The 22,075-nt window shown below is 70.0% G+C and carries 9 protein-coding genes; 4 read left to right on the forward strand and 5 right to left on the reverse strand.

Annotated features, from left to right (window positions below; all coding sequences use genetic code 11):
- Positions 1-18: 18 nt before the first annotated feature.
- The 3 genes from HW274_RS09605 to HW274_RS09615 are packed head-to-tail and all read left to right on the forward strand — an operon-like array spanning position 19 to position 7,838.
- On the forward strand, positions 19-3,009 hold the full coding sequence (locus HW274_RS09605; protein ID WP_185988706.1) for a tetratricopeptide repeat protein: 2,991 nt from the start codon (positions 19-21) through the stop codon (positions 3,007-3,009).
- A 51-nt stretch (positions 3,010-3,060) separates the two neighbouring features.
- Entirely contained in the window at positions 3,061-4,386 is a 1,326-nt protein-coding gene (locus HW274_RS09610) for an exonuclease subunit SbcD (protein WP_185988707.1), read from the forward strand.
- Positions 4,383-7,838, forward strand: coding sequence for an AAA family ATPase (locus HW274_RS09615; RefSeq protein WP_185988708.1), 3,456 nt, complete (start codon positions 4,383-4,385; stop codon positions 7,836-7,838). Before HW274_RS09610 ends, HW274_RS09615 begins: the two co-directional genes overlap by 4 nt.
- A gap of 66 nt (positions 7,839-7,904) precedes the next feature.
- On the opposite strand, the gene HW274_RS09620 is transcribed toward HW274_RS09615, so the two are convergent.
- The 4 genes from HW274_RS09620 to HW274_RS09635 form a co-directional block, all read right to left on the reverse strand.
- Complete coding sequence (locus HW274_RS09620; protein ID WP_185988709.1) at positions 7,905-10,526, reverse strand: hypothetical protein; 2,622 nt, start codon at positions 10,524-10,526, stop codon at positions 7,905-7,907.
- 364 nt (positions 10,527-10,890) lie between these two features.
- The gene (locus HW274_RS09625; RefSeq protein WP_185988710.1) at positions 10,891-11,949 is read right to left on the reverse strand and encodes a hypothetical protein; all 1,059 of its coding nucleotides are present in this window, start codon (positions 11,947-11,949) and stop codon (positions 10,891-10,893) included.
- A gap of 103 nt (positions 11,950-12,052) precedes the next feature.
- Positions 12,053-14,299 (reverse strand): beta-galactosidase, encoded by a 2,247-nt coding sequence (locus tag HW274_RS09630; protein ID WP_185988711.1) that lies wholly within the window; start codon positions 14,297-14,299, stop codon positions 12,053-12,055.
- 71 nt (positions 14,300-14,370) lie between these two features.
- The gene (locus HW274_RS09635; protein WP_185989608.1) at positions 14,371-16,803 is read right to left on the reverse strand and encodes a sialidase family protein; all 2,433 of its coding nucleotides are present in this window, start codon (positions 16,801-16,803) and stop codon (positions 14,371-14,373) included.
- A 148-nt stretch (positions 16,804-16,951) separates the two neighbouring features.
- On the opposite strand from HW274_RS09635, the gene HW274_RS09640 reads away from it, so the two are divergent.
- Positions 16,952-17,908 carry a DUF4862 family protein gene (locus HW274_RS09640; protein WP_185988712.1) on the forward strand — a complete coding sequence of 319 codons (957 nt, stop codon included), beginning with the start codon at positions 16,952-16,954 and terminating at the stop codon, positions 17,906-17,908.
- A 125-nt stretch (positions 17,909-18,033) separates the two neighbouring features.
- On the opposite strand, the gene HW274_RS09645 is transcribed toward HW274_RS09640, so the two are convergent.
- Positions 18,034-21,987 carry a DNA-directed RNA polymerase subunit beta' gene (locus HW274_RS09645; RefSeq protein WP_020991733.1) on the reverse strand — a complete coding sequence of 1,318 codons (3,954 nt, stop codon included), beginning with the start codon at positions 21,985-21,987 and terminating at the stop codon, positions 18,034-18,036.
- Between the last annotated feature and the right edge of the window lie 88 nt (positions 21,988-22,075).

Here is a 22,075-nt window from a genome sequence, read left to right on the forward strand (position 1 = left end):
CGCTTGTACGATAGCAGCATGGCCGATCCCCTCTCCTTCGCCGTCCTGTCTGCCAGCATAACCGGGCTGCTTATGCGTGGAGCCGCTGTGGCCGTTGATCCTTCGTGGAGCAGCGCGGCATCACTGCCTGGCGAGACCCTCAACGCGTGGCGCAGCCTGAGACGTCTGCAGCAGGAGCGGGGTGGACAGGAGAATCCGCTGGAGGCGTCCATCAAGGCCCGACTTCAGAAGCAGGTGGATGACGCCCATGAGCGGTACAAGCGGACCGGAGCCACTCGATCTGCCCTGGCCGGAGCCGTCACCGAGATGGAGGTGGCACTCAAGGAGCTCAGCGGGGACGACACCACAGTCCTTGAGGCGGTGCGGTTCCCGGACAACTTTGAGACCTACCTCCGACGGCGGACGGCAGGCCGCCGCCAAAACGTCGAGGCGGCAGCCGAGCCTTTCTTCAACGACCTGACCCACATCGTCGCCGAAGAGTTCATCCATCTCGCACCAGGCTCACGCGGTTTCGACATCGCCGCACTCAAGCAGCTGCTCGCAGGCCAGGAACAGCTACTCGCAGGGCAAGAACAGCTGCTGGAGAGGCAAGCAGAGACTCACGAACTGCTGGGGACGATGGCGACGGACATTAAGGAGATCCATAGCGCGACCCCGCAGAGCCAACCTGCCTCACCCACGCGGATTCGCTTCGGTAGCCGCCCCAGGGTCAGCGCAGGCTTCATCAAGCGAGAAGGGCAGGACGAGCTCTTCGATGCCATCTTCACTCACGCTGAGCCTCGCACAGTTCTGACGGGGATGAGAGGGAGTGGCAAGACCCAGCTGGCCGCTGCTGTTGCGACCAGATGCGAGGAGGAGGAATGGTTCCTAGTCGCCTGGATCAACGCGGCCACACGTCAGGAGATTGTTGCAGACCTCTACGAACTTGCACTGCACATCGGTATTGATGCACCAAAGGATGTTCCTCCGGGGATTATTGTTCGGCGTTTCCTGGATCAGCTGCGCTCAGCAGATACAGCGGACCGTCTCTTCGTCTTCGACAACGTGGAGAATCTCGACGATCTGAGAGATCTTACCCCTGAGGGAAACGGCATCCGAGCCATCATCACCACGACGCGCCACCTTGACTGGAACAGTTTGGGATGGTCGCCATTGGCAGTCGGTGTCTTTGATCGCGAGCAGTCAATCACTCTCCTCTGCCAACACACCGGTGACGCTCACCGAGATACGGCCAACCAGATCGCAGAGGTGCTCGGCGACCTCCCTGTCGCCGTGGCCCAAGCGGCCGCAACAGCCAAGTCAGGGCAATACTCCCTATCCAACTATCTTGAGAGACTGAGCAACCACCCGCTCGAGTCAAGCATCAGCCGTCTCGAGGGTGATGACTACCCGGACGCCGTCGGCGTTGCACTGTTCATGGCCTACGAACAGGCCTTGGAGCAGCTCAGAACCAAGCATCCTCAACAGGAGAGCATCGCCACCTCACTCCTTGGCATACTGTCCCTTCTCGCTGCTTCCGGAGTGCCGACTCACTGGCTTCTGGAGCTCGACGATGACTCCGACGCAGTTCGAGACACCCTACAATTCCTAAAGATATCATCAATTCTCCAAAGATCCATCGACGGCAACAAGACCATTATTCACCGCCTCCAAGGACAAGTTTACCGCGAAACCTACCTGAGCAACCAAGAGAAGTTGAGCGAGGCACGTGCGCACACAACAACCCTTCTCAACGAGATCGACGTGGACCAGATAGAAAATTTTGAACAGCAGCGACAGGAAACACGCAATCTCGTCGAACAAATAGGTACCATCACACCACAAGGCTACTCTCGCCCACTATTCTCCGATCCGAATTTTGCTGCACTACTCGCAACGACTCTGCGGAATGCGACCGACCTTGGGATGCCACATCTGGCGCTTGCCCTTACTGATTCTGTTACACGGGCGGGCGACACCCTGGGCCCCGATCACCCCAGCACCCTGACCGCACGCAACAACCTCGCCGGTGCCTACCAGACAGCGGGCAGGCTCGACGAGGCCGTCCCCCTGTACGAGCAGACCCTCAAAGACCGCACCCGCATCCTGGGACCCCACCACCCCGACACCCTCACCTCACGAAACAACCTCGCCGGCGCCTACCGGGACGCAGGCAGGCTCGACGAGGCCGTCCCCCTGTACGAGCAGACCCTCAAAGACCGCACCCGCATCCTGGGACCCCACCACCCCGACACCCTGACCGCACGCAACAACCTCGCAAGCGCCTATCACGACGCGGGCAGGCTCAACGAGGCCATCCCCCTGTACAAGCAGAACCTCGAAGACCGCACCCGCATCCTGGGCCCCCACCACCCCCACACCCTGACCGCACGCAACAACCTCGCCGGCGCCTACCAGACAGCGGGCAGGCTCAACGAGGCCATCCCCCTGCACGAGCAGAACCTCGAAGACCGCACCCGCATCCTGGGCCCCCACCACCCCGACACCCTCACCACACGCAACAACCTCGCCAACGCCTACCACGACGCAGGCAGGCTCAACGAGGCCATCCCCCTGCACGAGCAGAACCTCGAAGACCGCACCCGCATCCTGGGACCCCACCATCCCCACACCCTGAACTCACGCAACAACCTCGCCGGCGCCTACCAGACTGCCGGCAGACTCAACGAAGCCATCCCCCTATTCGAACAGACCCTCAAGGACTTCGAGAACCTCCTGGGACCCCACCATCCCCACACCCTGCTCTCACGCAACAACCTCGCCGGCGCCTACCAGACTGCCGGCAGACTCAACGAAGCCATCCCCCTATTCGAGCAGACCCTCGAAGGCCGCACGCGCATCCTGGGCCCCCACCACCCCGACACCCTCACCACACGCAACAACCTCGCCGATGCCTATCGCGCCGCTGGAAGAATTGAGGACGCAGAGAAACTCTTTGAGACGCCATCGGACTCAGAGGATGAGCAGAACGGTACCGAGGACGACCCGGACCATACGGCCGGAGACTGACCGCCACAGACCGCAGTCATTGATGTCGGTGGGCCGTGAGACAGTGTCGGCATGCGGATCCTCCACACCTCCGACTGGCACCTGGGGCGCACCTTCCACGGGCGCGTGCTCGATGACGCGCACGCCGCCTTCACCGACCACCTCGTCGAGCTCGTCACCGCCGAGTCAGTCGATGCCGTCCTCGTCGCCGGGGACGTCTACGACCGCGCCATCCCACCCAATGACGCCGTCGCCCTCCTGGATGAGACGCTGCGCCGCCTGACCGAGCGCACCCGGGTGGTCCTGACCCCCGGCAACCACGACTCCGCCCGCCGCCTCGGCTTCGCCGCCGACCTCATGCGCGAGGGCCTCATCATCCGGGCCCGCACCGCCGGCCTCGACCGCGGCATCATCCTGCCCGACGCCGACGGCAACGCGGCCGCCATCGTCCACGCCCTGCCCTACCTCGACCCCGACGCAGCCCGCGAGATCCTCCCGCCCCTCCTCGCCGAACGCCTCGGCGAGGAGATCCCCACGAAACACACAGCAGGGGAAGACCGGGCCAAGGGTGGGGACACCGCCTCCCAGCCCGACCCGCCGGAGCGCCCGCGCCTGCCCCGCTCCCACGAGGCCGTCGTCTCCGCCGCCCTGCGCCTCTTGGCCACGGACCTGGACCGTCTGCGCGCCCGCCACACCCGGCGCCTGCCGAGCCTGCTCATGGCCCACGCCTTCGTCGTCGGCGGTGAGGCCTGTGAGTCCGAGCGGGACATCCGCGTCGGCGGCGTCGACTCCGTGCCCTCCGGCGTCTTCACCACCTTGGGCGGCTCACCCCTGGCCGAGTGCAGCGGCGGCCTGGACTACGTGGCCCTCGGCCACCTCCACCGGCCCCAGGAGCTCACCCGGCCCACCGGCCCGCGCCTGGTCTACTCCGGCTCGCCCCTGCCCTTCTCCTTCGACGAGGCCGAAGGCGCCCGCAACTGCGCCACCAAGTCCTCCGTCCTGCTGGATCTCAGCGCCGACGGCGTCACCGGTCTGGAGCGCATCCCCACCCCGGTCCTGCACCAGGTGCGCACCCTGACCGGCACCATGCCGGAGCTCCTCTCCCCCGCCTTCGACGACGCCGCCGGCGCCTGGGTGCGCGTCATCCTCCAGGGCGAGCGGCCACCCGGTGCCCTAGCCACCCTCAAGGAGCGTTTCCCCAGCCTCCTGGCCTTTCAGCACGAGGCCCCCACGCGCACCGCCCGCGAGCGCATCTCCGTCACCGCCGCGGCCGACCCGCTGCGCATCACCGAGGACTTCTTCGACGACGTCTGCGGGCGCGCCCCCGACCCCTCCGAGCGCGGCGTCCTGCGCAGCGCCTATGAGTCCGCCCTGGCCAGCGTGAGGAGCGAGCGATGAGGATCCACTCCCTGACCATGACCGGCATCGGCCCCTACGCGGGGCGGGAGCACATCGACTTCGACGCCGTGGGCGCCTCAGGCCGCTTCCTGCTCACCGGCCCCACCGGCTCGGGCAAGACCACCATCATCGACGCGATCGTCTTCGCCCTCTACGGGGACGTGGCCGACTCGGCCGACTCCTCCAAGGAGCGCATCCGCTCCACCCTCGTGGGCCCGCACACCGAGAGCGTCATCGAGCTCGTCTTCTCCACCGGCGCCGGCGTCTACCGGGTGCGCCGCACCCCCACCTACGAGCGGGCCAAGCGGCGCGGCCAGGGCACCACCACCCAGAACGGCACCGTCAAGCTCTGGCACCTGGCTGAGGTCGGCGGGGAGCCGCTCGACGAGCCCGTCACCCGCGTGGGCGACGCCGACGCGGAGATCGCGCGCGCCGTGGGCTTAAGCCGGGAGCAGTTCACGCAGACGGTCGTCCTGCCGCAGGGCAAGTTCGCCCGGTTCCTGCGCGCCGACTCCTCCGAGCGCCAGCACCTCCTCAAGGACGTCTTCGGCACCGGCATCTACGACGCCATCCAGGACGCCCTCATCCAGGCCTCCCGGGACGGGGCCCGGCGGGTCGAGCAGGCCGCGGCCGACCTGCGCGGGCAAGTCGCCTCCCTGGGACGGTACCCCCTCCTCACCGAGGTCCCCTCCCCCGCTGAGCCCGCAGATACCGGTGAGGAGACTGCCGACGCCGATCAGGCGGCTCTCCCTGAGGACTCGCCACCGGATAACTCGTCTCAGGAGGCCCCGTCCGGGGGGACCCAGGACGCGCTGCCGCTGCCCATGGATGACGCCGGCCGCGCGGAGCCTCAGGAGGCCGACGCCGGCCCGGCTCCGACGCCGGCCCAGGCCTTGGAGGCGGCGATGGCGGGAGCCGCCCCGGACCTGGTGGCTCTTCGCCGCATCGGGGCTGAGGTTCTGAAGGCCTCCAGCAACCGGGTCGCATCGGCCGAGGCCCACTCTGAGGCCGCGGGGACGGTCCTCACCCGGGCGCAGTCGGCCCGCGAGGAAGCCCAGAGCCTCCACGACCTCCTGGAGCGGCGCCGGGCCCTCATTGAGGAGAACGAGCGGCTGGCCGAGCGCGCCGAGCAAGAAGCCGACGACGCCCGGCGTCTCCAGACCGCCGAGCGCGCCTCCCGGGTGCGGCCCTACCTGGTCGCCGAGCAGGCCGCCCGTCACCGCGCCCAGCAGGCCGTCGCCGCACTGGCCGCCCGCGCCGACCAGAGCGGACTGGCCCACCTGGCCGAACAGGCCGGAGACACCAGTGCCGACAGCGCAGAGGAGGCCACCGGCAGCGCGGCTCGCAGTCATGGTGCCACGGTGACACCCGCCGCTCTCGTCGAGCCCCTGGCCCGTGAGGCGCAGCGCCAGCTCACCGCCCTCGAGGATGACCCCAGCCAGGCGAGCGCCGGCACTACCGAAGTGGACACGGCCCCACAGGACTCCGAGGCGGCAGAGACCCCTGTGGCGGCCGATGAATCGGAGACGGAGCGCGCCGAGGCTCTGAGCCCCCGCGACCTTGACGACCTGGCGCACCGCTACCGTCGCGAGCACGGGCAGCTCGAGACCCTGGTGGACCTGGAGGCCGGCCTCCCCGAGCGCGAAAGCGCCTTACAAAAGCGGGAGGCGGAGCTGCAGCGGGCCGCCATCCAGCTGGAGCAGCGCACGGAGAAGCTCGCCGAGCGCCCCGCGCAGCGCACCGCCCTGGTGGAGACCCTGGAGGCGGCGCGCGCGGCCCACGAGCGCCTCGACGGCCTTCAGGACCGCCGGGCCCGGGCCGAGGAACGTCACCGGGCGGCCCTGGCCGTCGAGCAGCTCAGCGCGCAGCTCGCCCAGCGGGACAATGCCTGCGCTCAGGCGGCGGCGCTCGCGCGGGAGGCGACCGAACAGGTTCGCGCCACCCGCCTGGCCTGGATCTCCGGGACCGCCGGGGCGCTCGCCGGTGAGCTCACCGAGGGCGAGCCCTGCCCCGTGTGTGGCTCGACCACGCACCCCTCCCCCGCCACCGCCGGCACCGACGGCGCCACCCGCCAGCAGGTCGAGGCCGCTGAGGAGCAGCAGCGGCAGGCCGACGAGGCGCTCAGCAGCGCCGTCCGGGAGCGAGACGCCTGTGCCACCCGGCTTCAGGAAGCCCAGCGCACCAGTGACGGCATGGATGCCCCCGCCGCCCAGGAGGCGCTGGAGGCGGCCGCCACCTCCCTGGCCACGGCGCGGGCCGCGGCCGACGGCGTCGAGGAGCTGGTGGAGCGCCTCGAGGCCTTCGATGCCGGCACCGAGCAGGAGCGCGCCGCGCTCGATGCCGCCCGCTCCGCCCAGGAGTCGGCCCGCAGCCGCCTGGAGGCCGAGCGCGAAGCCCTCGCCCAGGACCAGCAGCGCTGCCTGGAGGCGCACGGGACCTGGCCGAGCGTCACCGCCCGCGCCGCCGCACTCCTCGTGCGGGCCAAGGAGGCCGAGGACGCCTCCCAGGACGTCGACACCGCCCGCACCGCCCTAGCTCAGGCCCGCAGCGCCCTGGCCGACCTGGCCGCCGCGCTGACGGAGGAGGGCTTCACTGGTGCGGCCCAGGCAACGGCGGCCCTCATGGAGCGCGGTGCCATCGAGGCCCTGTCGGCCGGCGTGCGCGCCGCCGCCACCGCCCGCGAGCGGGTCCGCCTGGGGCTGGAGGACCCACAGATCGCCGCCCTGAGCGGCCAGGAGGAGGACCGCCTCGAGGCCGCCACCGCCGAGCTCGCCCAAGCGGACGCCGCCGCCCGGCAGGCCGCCTCCGCTCAGGCGCGCGCCGCAGAGTCCCACGAGCACCTGCGCCGGGCCGTCGACGGCGTCGAGCAGGCGGCCACCGCCTATGAGGAGGCGGCCGGCTCCAGCGCCGACCTCATCCGGGTGGCGAACCTCGCCCGCGGGGAGAACGAGGCCGGCACGCCCCTGGCCACCTGGGTGCTGCAGGCCCGCTTCGAGGAGGTCCTCGTCTTCGCCAACGAGCGCCTGTCCCAGATGTCCTCCGGGCGCTACGAGCTCATCCGGGTCGCCGAGGAGACCAGCCAGCGCCGGCGCCGCAAGGGACTGGGCCTGGCCGTCGTCGACCACCTCGGAGACGAACGCACCCGCGACCCCCGGACCCTCTCGGGCGGGGAGACCTTCTACGTCTCCCTGTCACTGGCCCTCGCCCTGGCCGACGTCGTCTCGGCCGAGTCCGGGGGCGTGAGCCTGGAGACCCTCTTCATCGACGAGGGCTTCGGCACCCTGGACGCCGACACCCTCCAGGCGGTCATGGCCCAGATCGACCACCTGCGCGCCGGCGGGCGCACCGTCGGCATCGTCTCCCACGTGGCCGAGCTGCGCGACCAGATCGCCGAGCGCATCGCAGTGCGGCGCGTCGCCTCGGGCGGATCCACCCTGAAGGTGACCGCCTGAGACGACGCGCCGCGAACGCATCCTGCTGGCCGGTGCCGACCCAGCGGCCGGCACCGGCCAGTGGCCCTAGAAGACGCTGCTGCTGGACTCGATCGTGATGGTGGGCTCGCCATCACCCTCCGGCAGCTCCACCTTCCCGGAGAAAGTGAACTTCGCCTTGCGGGGGCTGGGGTTCTTGTCGAAGGCCGTCGGCTTGGGAGACCCGGAGATGCTGATCTCGTCGGAGGTGAAGGACAGGTCATTGCTGTCCTCGGAGAACTCCACCTTCGTGGCGTCCTTCTCCACCGACAACGAGGTCATGTCCGAGGAGGTCTGGTAGGGGAAGGTCTTGTCCGAGTTCGTCGGAACGGTCGCACAGGTCTTCGTCTGCTCCTTGACCTTCTCCAGCGCCTTGGTCTTGAGCTCGTCAGTGGGAGTGGCATCCACCTTCTGGGTGCCCACCGACTCGGCCTCCGAGGCGGCACCCTTGCCCGAAGGAATCAGGGTGAAGGAGGTCTCCTTGGCAGAGAGGTACTTGCTGACGGAGTCCGGCGCCGACACCGGGTACACACCGGGGTAGGCGAACTGGGTCGAGGTGCGGCTCCCACTCCACCCGTCCTTCTCCTTGGCCAGGTCGATGGCAACCCCAGCGACCTTCAGCCCCGGGAGCGAGGAGGAGCTGAAGTCCGCGGAGACCACGAGGGGCTTATCCACCTTCCAGCTGTCCAGGCCGAAGGATCCCGACGACTTCGAGGCGGTGAAGTCGTACTCGAAGGCCTTCCCGTCCAGGGACAGGTGAGCCTTGATCGTGGCGGTGTCACCGGAGATGGTGGGCTTGTCGATCTTGGTGACCTTGATCCTCGCCTTGGCGGCCTTGAGGGCGTCGTCGGTCAGCAGCTTGCGCTGGTCGTTGGGGACACCGGGGTCCACCATCTTGGTGGCCTCGGAGGCCTTCCCCTCCGACAGGAGCGTCAGGTAGCTCTCGACCGCCTTCTCGGGGCCGCGCATGCCGTTGACGATATTGAGCCCGACGACGCCGGCCACCACCAGCGCCACCACGACCCCGAAGGCCGACAGTCCCAGAATGACCTTCTTGCGCGAGGCCGCACTCATCGGGGCGGGCTCGGGCAGGTCGCCCGCAGCAGTCGCGCCCGCGGCCGCGCCGCCAGGTCCGGGAGCCGGGGCCTGCGAGGCCGGCGTGGTCTCCACCCACTGGCCGGTCGCCGGGTCCATGGAGAAGACGGCGCCGGTGGCCGGGTCCGTGGCGATGCTGGCCCCGGTGGCCGGGTCGGTGCTGTACGCCCACTGCTGGGCCGACGACGTCGAACTCACGCCGGAGGTGCCCGCACGCCAGGCCGCACTGGCCTTCTTCCCGCCGGCCAGCCGCAGCACCGCCGGGAAGGAGGAGTAGACCCACAGAGGCAGCAGCTCGGCCAGCACGGAGATGATCGCCACGACAACCCCGAGCAGGAAGAAGGTCAGGGCGTTGGGCTGCAGGCTCAGAGACATGTAGTGGCCGGCCCCGCCGCCCGAGGAGCGCATCGGGGTGTCAGCGCCCGAGAAGCGCAACGGCAGCAGCCCGTAGAAGACGATCGCCCCCAGGACCAGCGACACGAGCGGAAGCTGCCAGACGCGCTGCCACTCGGTCCGCCCCGTGCGAGCGCGCCTGACACCCACGCGCAGCGCCGCCGCCGCGATGGCCACGATCATGGCCGCGAACAGCAGGATCGACCAGCTGCCGAACCAGGTCCAGGCGTAGGCGTCGCCACCGTCCTCGCCGCCCAGGGACGGCAGGAAGTAGGCCAGAGCCGCCGCGGCCTCGCTCTTGTCCAGGGTGATGCCTCCCAGGGACCCCAGGCCCAGGGCGAGCAGTACCAGGTTCGGCAGGAGCACCGGCAGCAGAAGGATCGAGGCGAAACCCGACCCCTGGATCAGTACCGCAGCGATGTAGGCAAGGACGACGAAGACCCCCAGGACCACGCCCAGTGCCGTGCTCAAGGCGCCCAGCTCGCGGCCGAGCTGCACCACCGGGCTCGGCAGGCGCTCGAGCAGCGACCCGCCGCTGCGAGCGACCACCAGCGCCACGAAGACCACCACAGTCACCAAAAGGATCGTCATCAGCGCGGAGGAGGAGACCGTCATGACCTTCAGCCCCATCATCGTGGCGGTCATGGAGAACGGTGCCGTCACCAAGCAGGCCACCAGGGCCACAGCCAGAGCCTCGGCTCCGGCCCGCGCCAGAGTCGGGACCAGCGGGGCCGCCGACCCGTCAACCGCGGCCCGGCGGCGCGCCAGCCAGAAGACCCCGATGCCAGCGGCGGTCAGTGCCCCCATGGGTAGCAGCGTGAAGGTCAGGGTGATCGTCTCGTAAGAATTTGAGCCCGACATGACGAACTGCCCGCCCAGGCTCCAGCCCATGAGCAGCGGCAAAGTGGAGAAGGTCGTCGGGAACGTCTTCGTCGATTCCGAGGTGGACAGGGCCACAAGCATGAGGATCGCGCTGATGGCCGCGGAGCCGAGCACGATCGCCAGGCTCAGGGCCGTGGAGGTCAGGCCCGGGCCGCGGAACCAGGCAGTGAAGGTCTGCGCCAAGGGCGAGGCCTGAGCCACCTGCCCGGGCTGCACGTACCCGCCTTGGGCCTGCGGTGCCGGCGCACCAGGTGCGGCAGCCGCAGCGACCGGAACGCCCATAGTGTTCGGTGCGGCCACAGCTTCTCCTCCAGGGGCGGGCACCGGAGGCGGAGGAGGAGCCTCGGCCACGTTGGGCACCTGGGGCGCGGGGGCGCTCGGCGGAGGAGGCACAGGCACAGCGGGAAAGCTGCCGGTCTCCGGCCCCGACGTCATCGGCGGCGCAGGGACTGGAACCTCACCAGTGCCATGGGAAGGATCAGGAGGAAAACTGCTGTGAGACACAGGGCTGCCTTCGATAGGGAATCAAACACGGCAGTTCTACCCCATGAAAAACGGCCGCGCACCAGTTTCGTCACCCAGTCTTGACATGCGATCCGCGCTGTCCGCGGATGAGCACGGACAGAGCCGCCTCGGTGCGCCCAACGTCCTACCGCGGCTGAGGCTAGCCCTCGCCGCCCGCCGAGCCGCCCTCACCCTGCTGGCCGTCGCCGCCTTCCTGACCGCCACCGTCCTGGGAGCCGTCCTGCTGGTCCCCGGACTGGTCGGTCCCCTGCGAGTCCGTGTCCGGCGAGGCGACACCCTGCTCAGCGGCCTTCTCCTTGACCGTGTTGAGGATGCTGATGAGGTCGTCGCGTCCGGGGAAGGAGACTCCGGACTGCAGCGCCTGGAGGGCCTGGTCGACATTGCCGATCTTGAGCTGCCCGGAGAAGCTCTCCGCCTCGGCCAGCGTATGCGTCTTGAGCACGCCCGCCCCGTAGTAGATGCCCGCTCCTGTGGCCACCAGGGGCAGGAACAGTGCCGCCAGGACCAGCAGGGCGGCAGGCCCCTTCGGCTTGGCTCTGGCCAGCGCCGAGCAGGACACGAGGAAGGCGAAGAAGGCCAGCACCGCGCCGCCGCCGACGGCGCCGATCGCCGCCCAGTTGGGCGTCCAGCTCTGAGTCGAGAGGATCTCGAAGACATGCAGCGTGCTCAGCAGCGTGTAGGTCCCCCAGCCCAGGGCCCCGCAGGCCACGAGCACCATGATCGTCCCCAACGGCAGGGCGGCCGTACGACGGCGCTCAGGGGGACGCGGAAGCTCCACCGGGGGCTCAGGCTCGGGCTCACCCCAGGTCTCACGCACCGGCACCTGGGAGACCATGGGCCGTGCGGGCTCGGGGGTGGCGTAGACCGGCTGGACCGGCTCAGCCGGGTAGACCGGCGGCGTCTCCATGGCCATCGTCTGCGGCGCCGCGGGCATGGGTTGGAGGACCTGGGTGTACTGGCTGCGCTGGTCCGGGGAGGCGGCCAGCTGCGGGGTCGACGTCGACGGCGGCAGGTACCCCCATCCCTCGTCCCCCGGCGGCATGGCGATGGCCTCCGTGGCCCCCGGCTGCGCCTCCATCTGGGCCAGGTCGATCCGCTCGGTGGGCCGACCGCGGTCGATGTGCTCGGTGCGCTCGACAGCGGCGTCCACGTCTGCGTCGTCGTCGAACTGCGGCCCACGGGAGAGAGGACGGGACACGATGAGGCTCCTTGCCAGAGGGGTAACGATGGGGTCTCTACGACCACGAGGCTACGCCACCGAGGCTACCGGCACGAGGTGCCTCGGCCCCGGAAGGAGGACTTCACCGAGTGTTCTCGTGCACCACGAGCGCTGAGCGCGGGGGCACGATCACGTGGCCCGTGCAGGACTGGCCGCTCAGCAGGTCGGTGCCCACGACTCCGGCCACCTCAGCGGCCCGGTCGGAGTGGTTGAGCAGGAAGAGGACGTCCCCGCGCCGCTGAGCCTCGACGCCGTCGGGCAGGTCGGCGACCACGGGTCGCAGCCGGGCGTGCGCGCACACCAGTGTCAGTAGGGCGGCCCGGCTGAGGGCGTCAAGGTCGGCGGCCACGTACCAGCCCGCTCCTGCCCCGCTCATAGACCGCCGGGTGATGGCGGGCCGCCCGGCCAGGTCCGCTCCCCCGCCGCGGCCGTCGAAGACCGCGACGACCTCCACCGGCAGCCGCCCCTGCCCCGCCCGGGTGTTCTCAGCCGCCTCCTCGGGCGCCTCGTCGATACGGAGCTCTTCGGCCCAGCCGCCGGCGCGCAGGTCGGGGGCGGGCGTTCCCATCCGGTCCAGGACTCGGCGCAGGGGCTCGCTGACGGCCTCCAGTCCCGTCCAGGTCTCGGCGGCGGGAGTCCCGACGGCGCGGCTGAGTCGGTTGACGAGCGCGCCTCGGGGATCAGGCTGCTGGACCTGACCGGTCAGGGCGGCGTGATCGGTGACCCGCACCCCCAGCAGGGGCCGCAGGGATCCCAGGTAGCCGCCCAGGACGGCTCCCGCGTTGGCGTCGACGACCCCGGTGGGGCCGACCACGACGACCTGGGCGCCGGCGGCGACCGCCCGCTCCAGGTGCCCGGCGAGCGCGGGGTGGTCGATGAACACGGCGGGAACGATGATGAGGCGATAGCCCTCCAGGCTCCGGCCCACCGGGACGATGTCGGTGGCGATCCCGGCCTCCCATAGGCTGCGGTGCCAGGCGCGGGCCGCCTCGAAGCGCTCGCCGACCTCGACCGGGCCGATGGCGGTGCTCAGGGCCCACTGGCTCTCCCAGTCCAGGACGAGGGCCGTCTCGGCCTGCACCGGTTCCCCCAGCACCGGCCCGAGGCGTGCGAGCGCCTGCCCGGTGGCCGCGGTCTCCTCCCAGGTGCGACTGTCGCGCCCGGCGTGGGGGACCATGCCGGAGTGGAAGGTCTCGGCGCCCTGGCGGGACTGGCGCCACTGGAACTGCAGGACGCCGTCGGCGCCGTGGGCCACGCGGGCCAGGGACCACAGGAGGAGCTGGCCGGGGCGCTTGGGCGAGTTGCGCCTGCGCCACTGGACGGCGCTGGGCGCCTGCTCCATGAGGATCCAGGGGCGCCCCTCCGCCAGGCCCCGCATGAGGTCACCGGCCCAGGCGACCTCGTGGGCGGCGGCCGGGTCGGCGGGGTCGGGGTAGGAGTCGTCGGAGATGATGTCGAGAGACTCGGCCCAGCGCCAGTAGTCGGTGGCCGGGAAGTCGCCCATGAAGTTGGTGGTCACCGGCCGCGTTGAGTGCTGCCGCAGGATGCGGGCCTCGGCCTCCATGAGGCTGCGCAGCTGGTGGTCGCTGAAGCGCCTCCAGTCCAGCATCTGGGCGGGGTTGGGGAAGGTGGGCATGGCGGCGGGCGGGGCGATCTGCTCCAGGCTCGTATAGCGTTGGGACCAGAAGTCGGTGCCCCAGGCGGCGTTGAGGCGCTCGACGTCGTCGTAGCGCTCGGCCAGCCAGGCCCGGAAGGCCCGGGCGCAGGCGGGGCAGAAGCACTCGGCGGTGTGGCAGCCGTACTCGTTGCCGATGTGCCACATGACGACGCCCGGGTGGTCGCCCAGGCGCTCGGCCAGCGCCGCGGCCAGGGCGGCGGCGCGCTCCCGGTAGACGGTGGAGCTGGGGCAGTACTGTTGGCGCGAGCCCAGGCCCAGGCGCACGCCGTCGGCGTTCATCGGCAGGGACTCGGGGTGGTCGGTGGCCATCCAGACGGGCGGAGAGGCGGTGGCGGTGGCCAGGTCGACGGCGATGCCAGCCTCGTGGAGGCGGTCGACGATCTCCACCAGCCAGTCGAGCTCGTAGACGCCCTCGCGCGGCTCGAGGCGCGCCCAGGAGAAGATGCCCAAGGAGACCAGGTTGACGCCGGCCTCGGCCATGAGCTCGAGGTCCTCGGCGAAGGTGGCCTCATCCCACTGCTCGGGGTTGTAGTCGCCGCCGTAGGCGGGGCTGGTCAGTCCCAGCAGCTCGTGCGGGGCGCGGCGGGGTGTGGCGGCACCCGGTGCCTGCTCGGGCCGGGGCGTGGAGGCTGAGGGCGAGGGACTCGTCATGGGGCGATTCTCCCCCACCTCTTCCCCGCCCTGTGCACCGCGGGCACCCGGGTCGGCGGGGCCGGGCGTGCTCAGCTGATGGTCGAGCGCGAGCTCGTCAGCCAGGCCAGCGGCACCGTGGTGAGGAAGAGCCCCTGCCACTCGCGTTCCCACAGCAGGGCGATGTCACCGCTGGGCAGCTGGGCCATGCACTGGTAGACGTAGTGGCGCGGGTTGATGACCCGGTTGTGGGGCCAGGTGGCGCCGTCGTCGTCGCTCAGGCGCAGGACGCCGCAGCCGCGGAAGGGAAGCATCCGGGAGGCGTTGGCGAAGACGATCCCCCGGCCGGCCGCCCCCGTGGCGCCATCTCCGCCCTCTGCGGCCGCTGCACCCTCCAGGCCGGTGACGGCGATGGCATTGGGCTGGGAGAAGATCTCGGGGAGCTGCGCGTCGTAGTCGACCTCCCCCCAGATGACGCCCCCGTCACGGGAGACGGCGTGGGCGACCCGGCCCGAGGGGTGCTGGTTGCGGGCCCACACGTGCACGGCGCCGTCGGCGCCCTCGACCAGGACGGACTCGTACAGGCTGGCCCGCTCGTCGGCCAGGTCCCGGGAGTGGACGACGGCGCCCAGCACCTCGCGTCCGTCATTGGGTGAGGCGCCCAGGGTCCAGGTGGTCCCGCCGTCGTCGGAGTAGATGGCGGCGCAGGACAGGTAGCCGGTGCCGCCGGCCTCGTGGCTGTAGTAGACGGGTGCGAGGATGCGTCCGGCGTACTCCGGTGCGGTCAGCTGGATGGCGTTGCCGGGGCCGGTTCCCAGGAAGCACATCCATTCGGCCTTGACCTGGGCGGTGATGTCGATCGGCTCGGACCAGGTGGCGCCGTCGTCGTCGGAGGTGAGCATGAGCAGGTGGGAGCCGCGGTGCTGGAAGAGGCAGTCCTCGGGGGCCTGCTCGTGAGCGAGGTAGATGCTGCCGACCGCCCGGCCGCCCCGGAGCACGTCGCCGGCGCGCACCCCGGCGGCGTCATCGCCTCTGAGAATGACGCGGTAGTCGGTGGCCTCGCCGGCCTGCGTGACGACGCTGCCGTCGGGCTCGACGGCGAAGAGCTCGCCGGCGCCGTCGTGCAGCACGCGGCGCCCCTGCTCATCGAAGCCGGTGCCGACAGCCGCGTTGGGTTGGCCGATGCCGCCGGGGAACTGGTCGACCAGACAGATGACGCGCCCGGTGGAACGGTCCTGGACCAGGACGGAGTCGATGAGGCTGGCCCCCAGTGCCCCGGTACCCGGGAGACTGAGCAGGGTGCGCATCTCCTCCCAGGTGGCCCCGCCGTCGAGGCTGCGGCGCATGACGAGGTTGATGTCGTTGGGGGCGTCGTTGGGGATGGAGACGCGCTGGTCGGCGCCGGCCAGAATGACGCCGCTGTCCAGGGTGAGCAGGGAGGGGATCCGGTAGGACCGGGCACCGTGGTAGCCGGTGTCAAACAGGGCGCGCGTGGGCAGCGGGGCGGCCCCAGCCAGGCGCTTGACCTGGGCGTCGGTGAGGGCGGCGTCGTAGATCATGGCGGTCTGCGCCTCGCCGAAGAGGCGCCTGCCGTCCAGGTCGGCGCCCACCACGACACGCGTCACCGGCGCGATGTCGGCCAGGAAGGCGCCGCCGGGGACGAGGGCCACCTGGTAGCCATCGACGTGGATCTCCACCGCGCCGCGCCCCGAGGTGACCACGACGTCGTGCCAGGTCCCGTCGTCCCAGTGGCCGGGGGCCCACACCTCAATGAGGGGCTCGGTCTCGGGTGAGTCCTCACCGGGGAGCACCCGGTAGCTCAGACCTCCCGCATCGATGTCGAGGTGCAGGGTGCCGCCCTGGCCGGTCGCAGCGATGATGGTGCCGGCCTGGCCGCGGCCGCGGGTGCGCAGCAGCGCCCGGATGGAGCCGGTGGTCAGGGCGCCGGTGCGGCGGGCGTCGCGGGCGGAGAGCTCATTGGCCGCGAACTGGACCAGCGGGGTGGCGGCCAGGGACTGGGCCATGACGGCGCGGTCGCTGAGCGGCTCGTCCCAGGCGGCCAGGCGGGTGACCGCGGCGATCCCGTCGGGGTCGATGCGCACCTCAGTCAGCCCGATCTGGGCGAGGAAGGCTGGCAGCGTCGTGGAGAAGCACTCGTAGCCGTCGGCGTAGAGGTGGGTGCCGGTCTCGTTGACGGTCACCGCGATCGTGTGGGGGCGGCCGTCGTCCAGGCCCAGGGCGTCCTCGGCGTCGAGGACCCGCCGCTGGATACCGCCCTCACTCCCGGCTCCGGGGGCCTCCTCCGGACGGCCGACCGCCCCGAGGACCTGCTCGCCATCGAGGCGGCCGGCGCGCAGGGACAGGGTGATCCGCCCGTTGGTGCCGGTGAACGCAATGAGGGTGGCGTCGGCGCGGGCGGCGACATCGAGAAGGATCGTGCCGCGCCCGCAGGCGGCCAGGGCGGCGACATCCTCCTCTCTGAGGCTCAGGGGGGAGGTCTTGGATGCGGTGAGGTCGAAGAGCATGAGGAGGTCCTTCGTGCCGGCGGCGGCTGCCCGCCGGCGCTGGATGACCGGCAGTGCCGTGCGCGACAGTGCGCCACCGCACATCCAGTCATATGATGTCTGACGTATCGCGCACTGTAGCACGATCCCTGAACCTCAAGGAGACCACATGTCCGCCACCTCAGAGAATCGGACTGACACACCCGCCCAGACCCGCACCGTGCCCTTCGTCGTCGGCGCCTACCCCATGCTTCCGCCCGACGACGAGGACTGCAGCGGTGCCGCCGCCCTGTACGCCGCCCTGGGTGACCTCGGCTGGATCAACGGCATCGAGCTGCCCTTCCGGGAGGCCCTGGACGCCCCCGAGCCGTGGCTGGCCGAGCAGCTGGCCGGGCGCTTCGACCAGTGCGTCATCACGGCGATCCCGGGAACCATGGGACGCGCCGGAGCCGATCCCGTCTTCGGACTGGCCTCCCCCGACGACGACGGACGCGCTCAGGCACTGGCCTACACCCGCTCGCTGCTGGAGGCCGTCGACCGCCTGCACGAGGCTGCGGGCGAGCGGCTCGTCACCCGGGTGGAACTGCACTCGGCGCCGCACCACCAGGCCATCCCTGAGGCCTTCCATGCCTCCTTGAGCGAGCTGAGCGAGGACTTCGCCTCCCGCGGCCTGGGGATGATCGTGGAGCACTGCGATGCCGAGGGCGGCGTGGGCCCCTCGGAGAAGGCCTTCCTGACGCTGGCCCAGGAGATCGACGCCTGCCGGGACACCGCGGCACTCATCACCGTCAACTGGGGGCGCTCCGTCATCGAGACCCATGACCCGTCCACCCCGGAGAGCCACGTGCGCGAGCTCGTGGAGGCGGGTCTCCTAGGTGGCGTCATGATCTCGGGCGCCGGACCGGAGGAGACGCAGTGGGCCTGGGCGTGGGCCGACGCGCACCTGCCGCTGGCCGAGCACGAGCCGACCAGCTGGCTCACCCCACAGCGGGTGGCCGCCACGATGCGGGCCGCCGATGGCGCCCAGGTCTACGAGGGCCTCAAGATCAACACTCCGGCGAGTGCCTCCCTGGAGGACAAGCTGGCCTGGGTCAGCCGTGTCCGCGAGACCATGCTCGGTGCCTGAGCACCATTCCTCCGAGCCCGGCTCCTCCAAGCCCGGCCTCTGACGGCGTTCGGCCCGCTCCCCTGCCGGAGAGCGGGCCGAACGCTATGCGAGCCTCAGGTCCCGTGGACCCGGTGGCGGCTCGATCAGAACTCGACGTCCTCGCTGCTGGAGAAGCCGGTGCGGAAGTCGTCGGAGAAGTCCGCACGCAGGTCCCCACCGAAGTGGAAGTCGTCCAGGGCGACGGACTCGCCGAAAACGCCGTCTCCCAGGTCCACGCGGGAGAAGACCTCGGCCTTGACCTCCTCGGTGGGCTCGACCTCGATGTCCGAGTAGCGGGCCAGACCCGTACCGGCGGGGATGAGCTTACCGAGGATGACGTTCTCCTTGAGGCCCAGCAGCGGGTCGGACTTGCCGTTCATGGCGGCCTCGGTGAGCACGCGCGTGGTCTCCTGGAAGGAGGCGGCACTCAGCCAGGAGTCCGTGGCCAGCGAGGCCTTGGTAATTCCCATGAGCTCGGTACGGCCGGTGGCGGTCTTGCCGCCCTCGGCCATGACCCGGCGGTTCTCGGCGCGGTAGTGCATGACGTCCACGAGGTCCCCCTGGAGGAGGCGGGTGTCCCCGGAGTCCAGCACGGTCACGCGGCGCAGCATCTGACGCACGATGACCTCGATGTGCTTGGAGTGGATGTCCACGCCCTGGGAGCGGTAGACCTCCTGGACCTCCTCGACGAGGTGGCGCTGGGTGGCGGCCACCGAGCGCAGGCGCAGGACCTTCTTGGGGTCGACCGGACCCTCAGTGAGGGCCTGGCCGGGCTCGACGTGATCGCCGTCGTTCACCAGCAGGCGCTGACGGCGCGAGACCGGGACGATGACGTCCTCCTCGCCGTCGTCGCGGGTGATGACCAGGCGCTTGCCGTCGGCGTCGTCCTCGATCTTGAGGGTGCCGGCGGCCTCGGCCACGGCGGCCTCGCCCTTGGGGGTGCGGGCCTCGAAGAGCTCCTGCACACGGGGCAGACCCTGGGTGATGTCGGCGGCGCCGGCCGCGCCACCGGTGTGGAAGGTACGCATGGTCAGCTGCGTGCCGGGCTCACCGATGGACTGGGCGGCGATGATGCCGACGGCCTCACCGATGTCGACGCGCTTACCGGTGGCCAGCGAGCGGCCGTAGCAGGCGGCGCAGGTGCCGACGTTGGAGTCGCAGGTGAGCACGGAGCGCACCGTGATCTCCTCGATGCCCGCGTCGATGGCGGCCTGGATCTCGGCGTCGCCGAGGTCGGCGCCGGCCTCGATGATGAGGTTGCCCTCGGCGTCGATGGCGTCGCGCGCCAGGGTGGTGCCGAACACGGTGGTGCCCAGGATCTCCGAGGGCTCCTTGATGAGCTCGTCACCGGCGTCGATCCAGGAGAAGATCCGCTTGGTCAGGCCCTTGCGGGTGCCGCAGTCCTCCTCGCGGACGATGACGTCCTGGGAGACGTCGACCAGACGACGCGTGAGGTAGCCGGAGTCGGCGGTACGCAGCGCCGTGTCCGCCAGGCCCTTACGGGCTCCGTGGGTGGCGATGAAGTACTCCAGGACGCTCAGGCCCTCGCGGTAGTTCGACTTGATCGGGCGCTCGATGAGGCGCTGCTTGGGGTCGGCCACCAGTCCACGCATACCGGCGAGCTGGCGGATCTGGTCCCAGTTGCCTCGGGCCCCGGAGACCACCATCTGGTAGACGGTGTTGCGCTGCGGGAAGTTCTCGCGCATCGCCTCGGCGACCTCGGCGGTGGCCTTGGTCCAGATGTCGATGAGGGAGGCGTAGCGGTCGTCCTCGGTGAGGGCACCGAGCTCGAACTGCTCCTCGATCTCAGCGGCCTCGTTCTCGTAGCGAACGAGGATCTCCTGCTTGGCCTCCGGGGAGACGACGTCGGCGAAGGCGACAGTGATACCGGACCAGGTGGACCAGTAGAAGCCGTTGGCCTTGAGGGCGTCCAGGGAGGCGGCGACCTCGACGCGCGAGTAGTTCTCCGCCAGGGCGTTAACGATGTTTCCCAGCTGCTTCTTGTCAACGATGTAGTTGACGTAGGGGAAGGTCTCGGGCAGCGAGGTGTTGAACAGGGCCCGGCCCAGCGAGGTGCGCAGGGTGATCGGGTCGCCCTCACTCCAGCCCTCGGGCGGCTGCCATCCCTCGGGAGCGGCGATGCCCTCCTCGAAGCGGATGTCGCAGGCGGCGTTGACGTGGAGCTTGCCGAAGTCGTAGGCCATGACCGCCTCCGCGAAGGAGGAGAAGGCCGGGACGATCTCATTGCCCTCGGCGTCACGCTCGACCTCGACCGCCGGGTCGGGGTCGGAGGTGAGGTAGTAGGTGCCAATAATCATGTCCTGACTGGGCATGGTCACGGGGCGCCCGTCGGAGGGCTTGAGGATGTTGTTCGAGGACAGCATGAGGATGCGGGCCTCGGCCTGCGCCTCGGCGCCCAGCGGCAGGTGGACGGCCATCTGGTCGCCGTCGAAGTCGGCGTTGAAGGCGCCGCACACGAGCGGGTGCAGCTGGATGGCCTTGCCCTCGATGAGCTGGGGCTCGAAGGCCTGGATGCCCAGGCGGTGCAGGGTGGGAGCGCGGTTGAGCAGCACGGGGTGCTCGCGGATGACCTCGGCCAGGACGTCCCAGACCTTCGGGTTGGCGCGCTCGACCATGCGCTTGGCGGCCTTGACGTTCTGGGCCTCCTTGAGCTCGACGAGCCGCTTCATGACGAAGGGCTTGAACAGCTCCAGGGCCATCTGGCTGGGCAGACCGCACTGGTGGAGCTTGAGCTGGGGGCCGACGACGATGACGCTACGGCCGGAGTAGTCCACGCGCTTGCCCAGGAGGTTCTGGCGGAAGCGGCCCTGCTTGCCCTTGAGCATGTCGGACAGGGACTTCAGCGGACGGTTGCCCACACCGGTGACCGGGCGACCGCGGCGGCCGTTGTCGAACAGGGCGTCGACGGCGTCCTGAAGCATGCGCTTCTCGTTGTTGACGATGATCGTCGGGGCGCCCAGGTCCATGAGCCGCTTGAGGCGGTTGTTGCGGTTGATGACGCGGCGGTAGAGGTCGTTGAGGTCGGACGTGGCGAAGCGGCCACCGTCGAGCTGGACCATGGGGCGCAGGTCCGGCGGGATGACCGGGATGTTGTCCAAGACCATCGACTCCGGGGCGGTGCCGGTCATGCGGAAGGCGTTGACGACCTTGAGGCGCTTGATGGCGCGGGTCTTGCGCTGGCCGGTGCCGTTCTCGACGATCTCGGCCAGGGCGGAGGCCTCGGCCTCGAGGTCGAAGCTGCGCAGGCGGGCCTGGATGGCCTCGGCGCCCATGGAGCCCTTGAAGTAGATGCCGTAGTCGGCGACCATGTCGCGGTAGAGGACCTCGTCACCCTCCAGGTCACCGACCTTGAGGCTCACGAAGCGGTCCCACACCTTGTCCATGTGCTCCAGGGCGCGCTGGTTGCGGCGGCGCATGGCCGTGATCTCGCGCTCGGCGGTCTTGCGGAGCTTGTCGCGCTGGGAGGCCTCGGCGCCCTCGGACTCGAGCTGGGCGAGGTCCTCCTCGAGGCGCTGCTGGCGCGCCTCGACCTCGGCCTGGCCGGACTCCTCGAGGTGCTTCTTCTTGACCTCCAGCTCGTTGCGCAGCGAGGGCAGGTCGTCGTGACGGCCCTCCTCATCCACCTCGGTGACCATGTAAGCCGCGAAGTAGATGACCTTCTCCAGGTCCTTGGGCGCGAGGTTGAGCAGGTAGCCCAGACGCGAGGGCACGCCCTTGAAGTACCAGATGTGGGTGACCGGCGCGGCGAGCTTGATGTGGGCCATGCGCTCGCGACGCACCTTGGAGCGAGTGACCTCGACTCCGCAGCGCTCGCAGACGATCCCCTTGTAGCGCACGCGCTTGTACTTGCCGCAGGCGCACTCCCAGTCCCGGGTGGGGCCGAAGATCTTCTCGCAGAAGAGGCCGTCCTTCTCGGGCTTGAGGGTGCGGTAGTTGATGGTCTCGGGCTTCTTGACCTCGCCGTGGGACCACGAGCGAATGTCCTCCGCGGTGGCGAGGCCGAGCTGGATCCTGTCGAACACGTTGGCGTCGAGCACAGTTCCTACTTCCGATGGTGAAATCTCATCAGGTGGTGGTCTGGGGGCGTTCCGTCGTCGTTGTTCCATGACTCCGACGGCGCCTGCG

The organism is Actinomyces sp. oral taxon 169, assembly GCF_013394715.1.
Classification (GTDB): domain Bacteria; phylum Actinomycetota; class Actinomycetes; order Actinomycetales; family Actinomycetaceae; genus Actinomyces.

Coding starts and splice junctions, on each gene's coding strand:
- HW274_RS09605 (WP_185988706.1), top strand. CDS start 19: ATGGCCGATCCCCTCTCCTTCGCCGTCCTGTCTGCCAGCATAACCGGG.
- HW274_RS09610 (WP_185988707.1), top strand. CDS start 3,061: ATGCGGATCCTCCACACCTCCGACTGGCACCTGGGGCGCACCTTCCAC.
- HW274_RS09615 (WP_185988708.1), top strand. CDS start 4,383: ATGAGGATCCACTCCCTGACCATGACCGGCATCGGCCCCTACGCGGGG.
- HW274_RS09630 (WP_185988711.1), bottom strand. CDS start 14,299: ATGACGAGTCCCTCGCCCTCAGCCTCCACGCCCCGGCCCGAGCAGGCA.
- HW274_RS09635 (WP_185989608.1), bottom strand. CDS start 16,803: ATGCTCTTCGACCTCACCGCATCCAAGACCTCCCCCCTGAGCCTCAGA.
- HW274_RS09640 (WP_185988712.1), top strand. CDS start 16,952: ATGTCCGCCACCTCAGAGAATCGGACTGACACACCCGCCCAGACCCGC.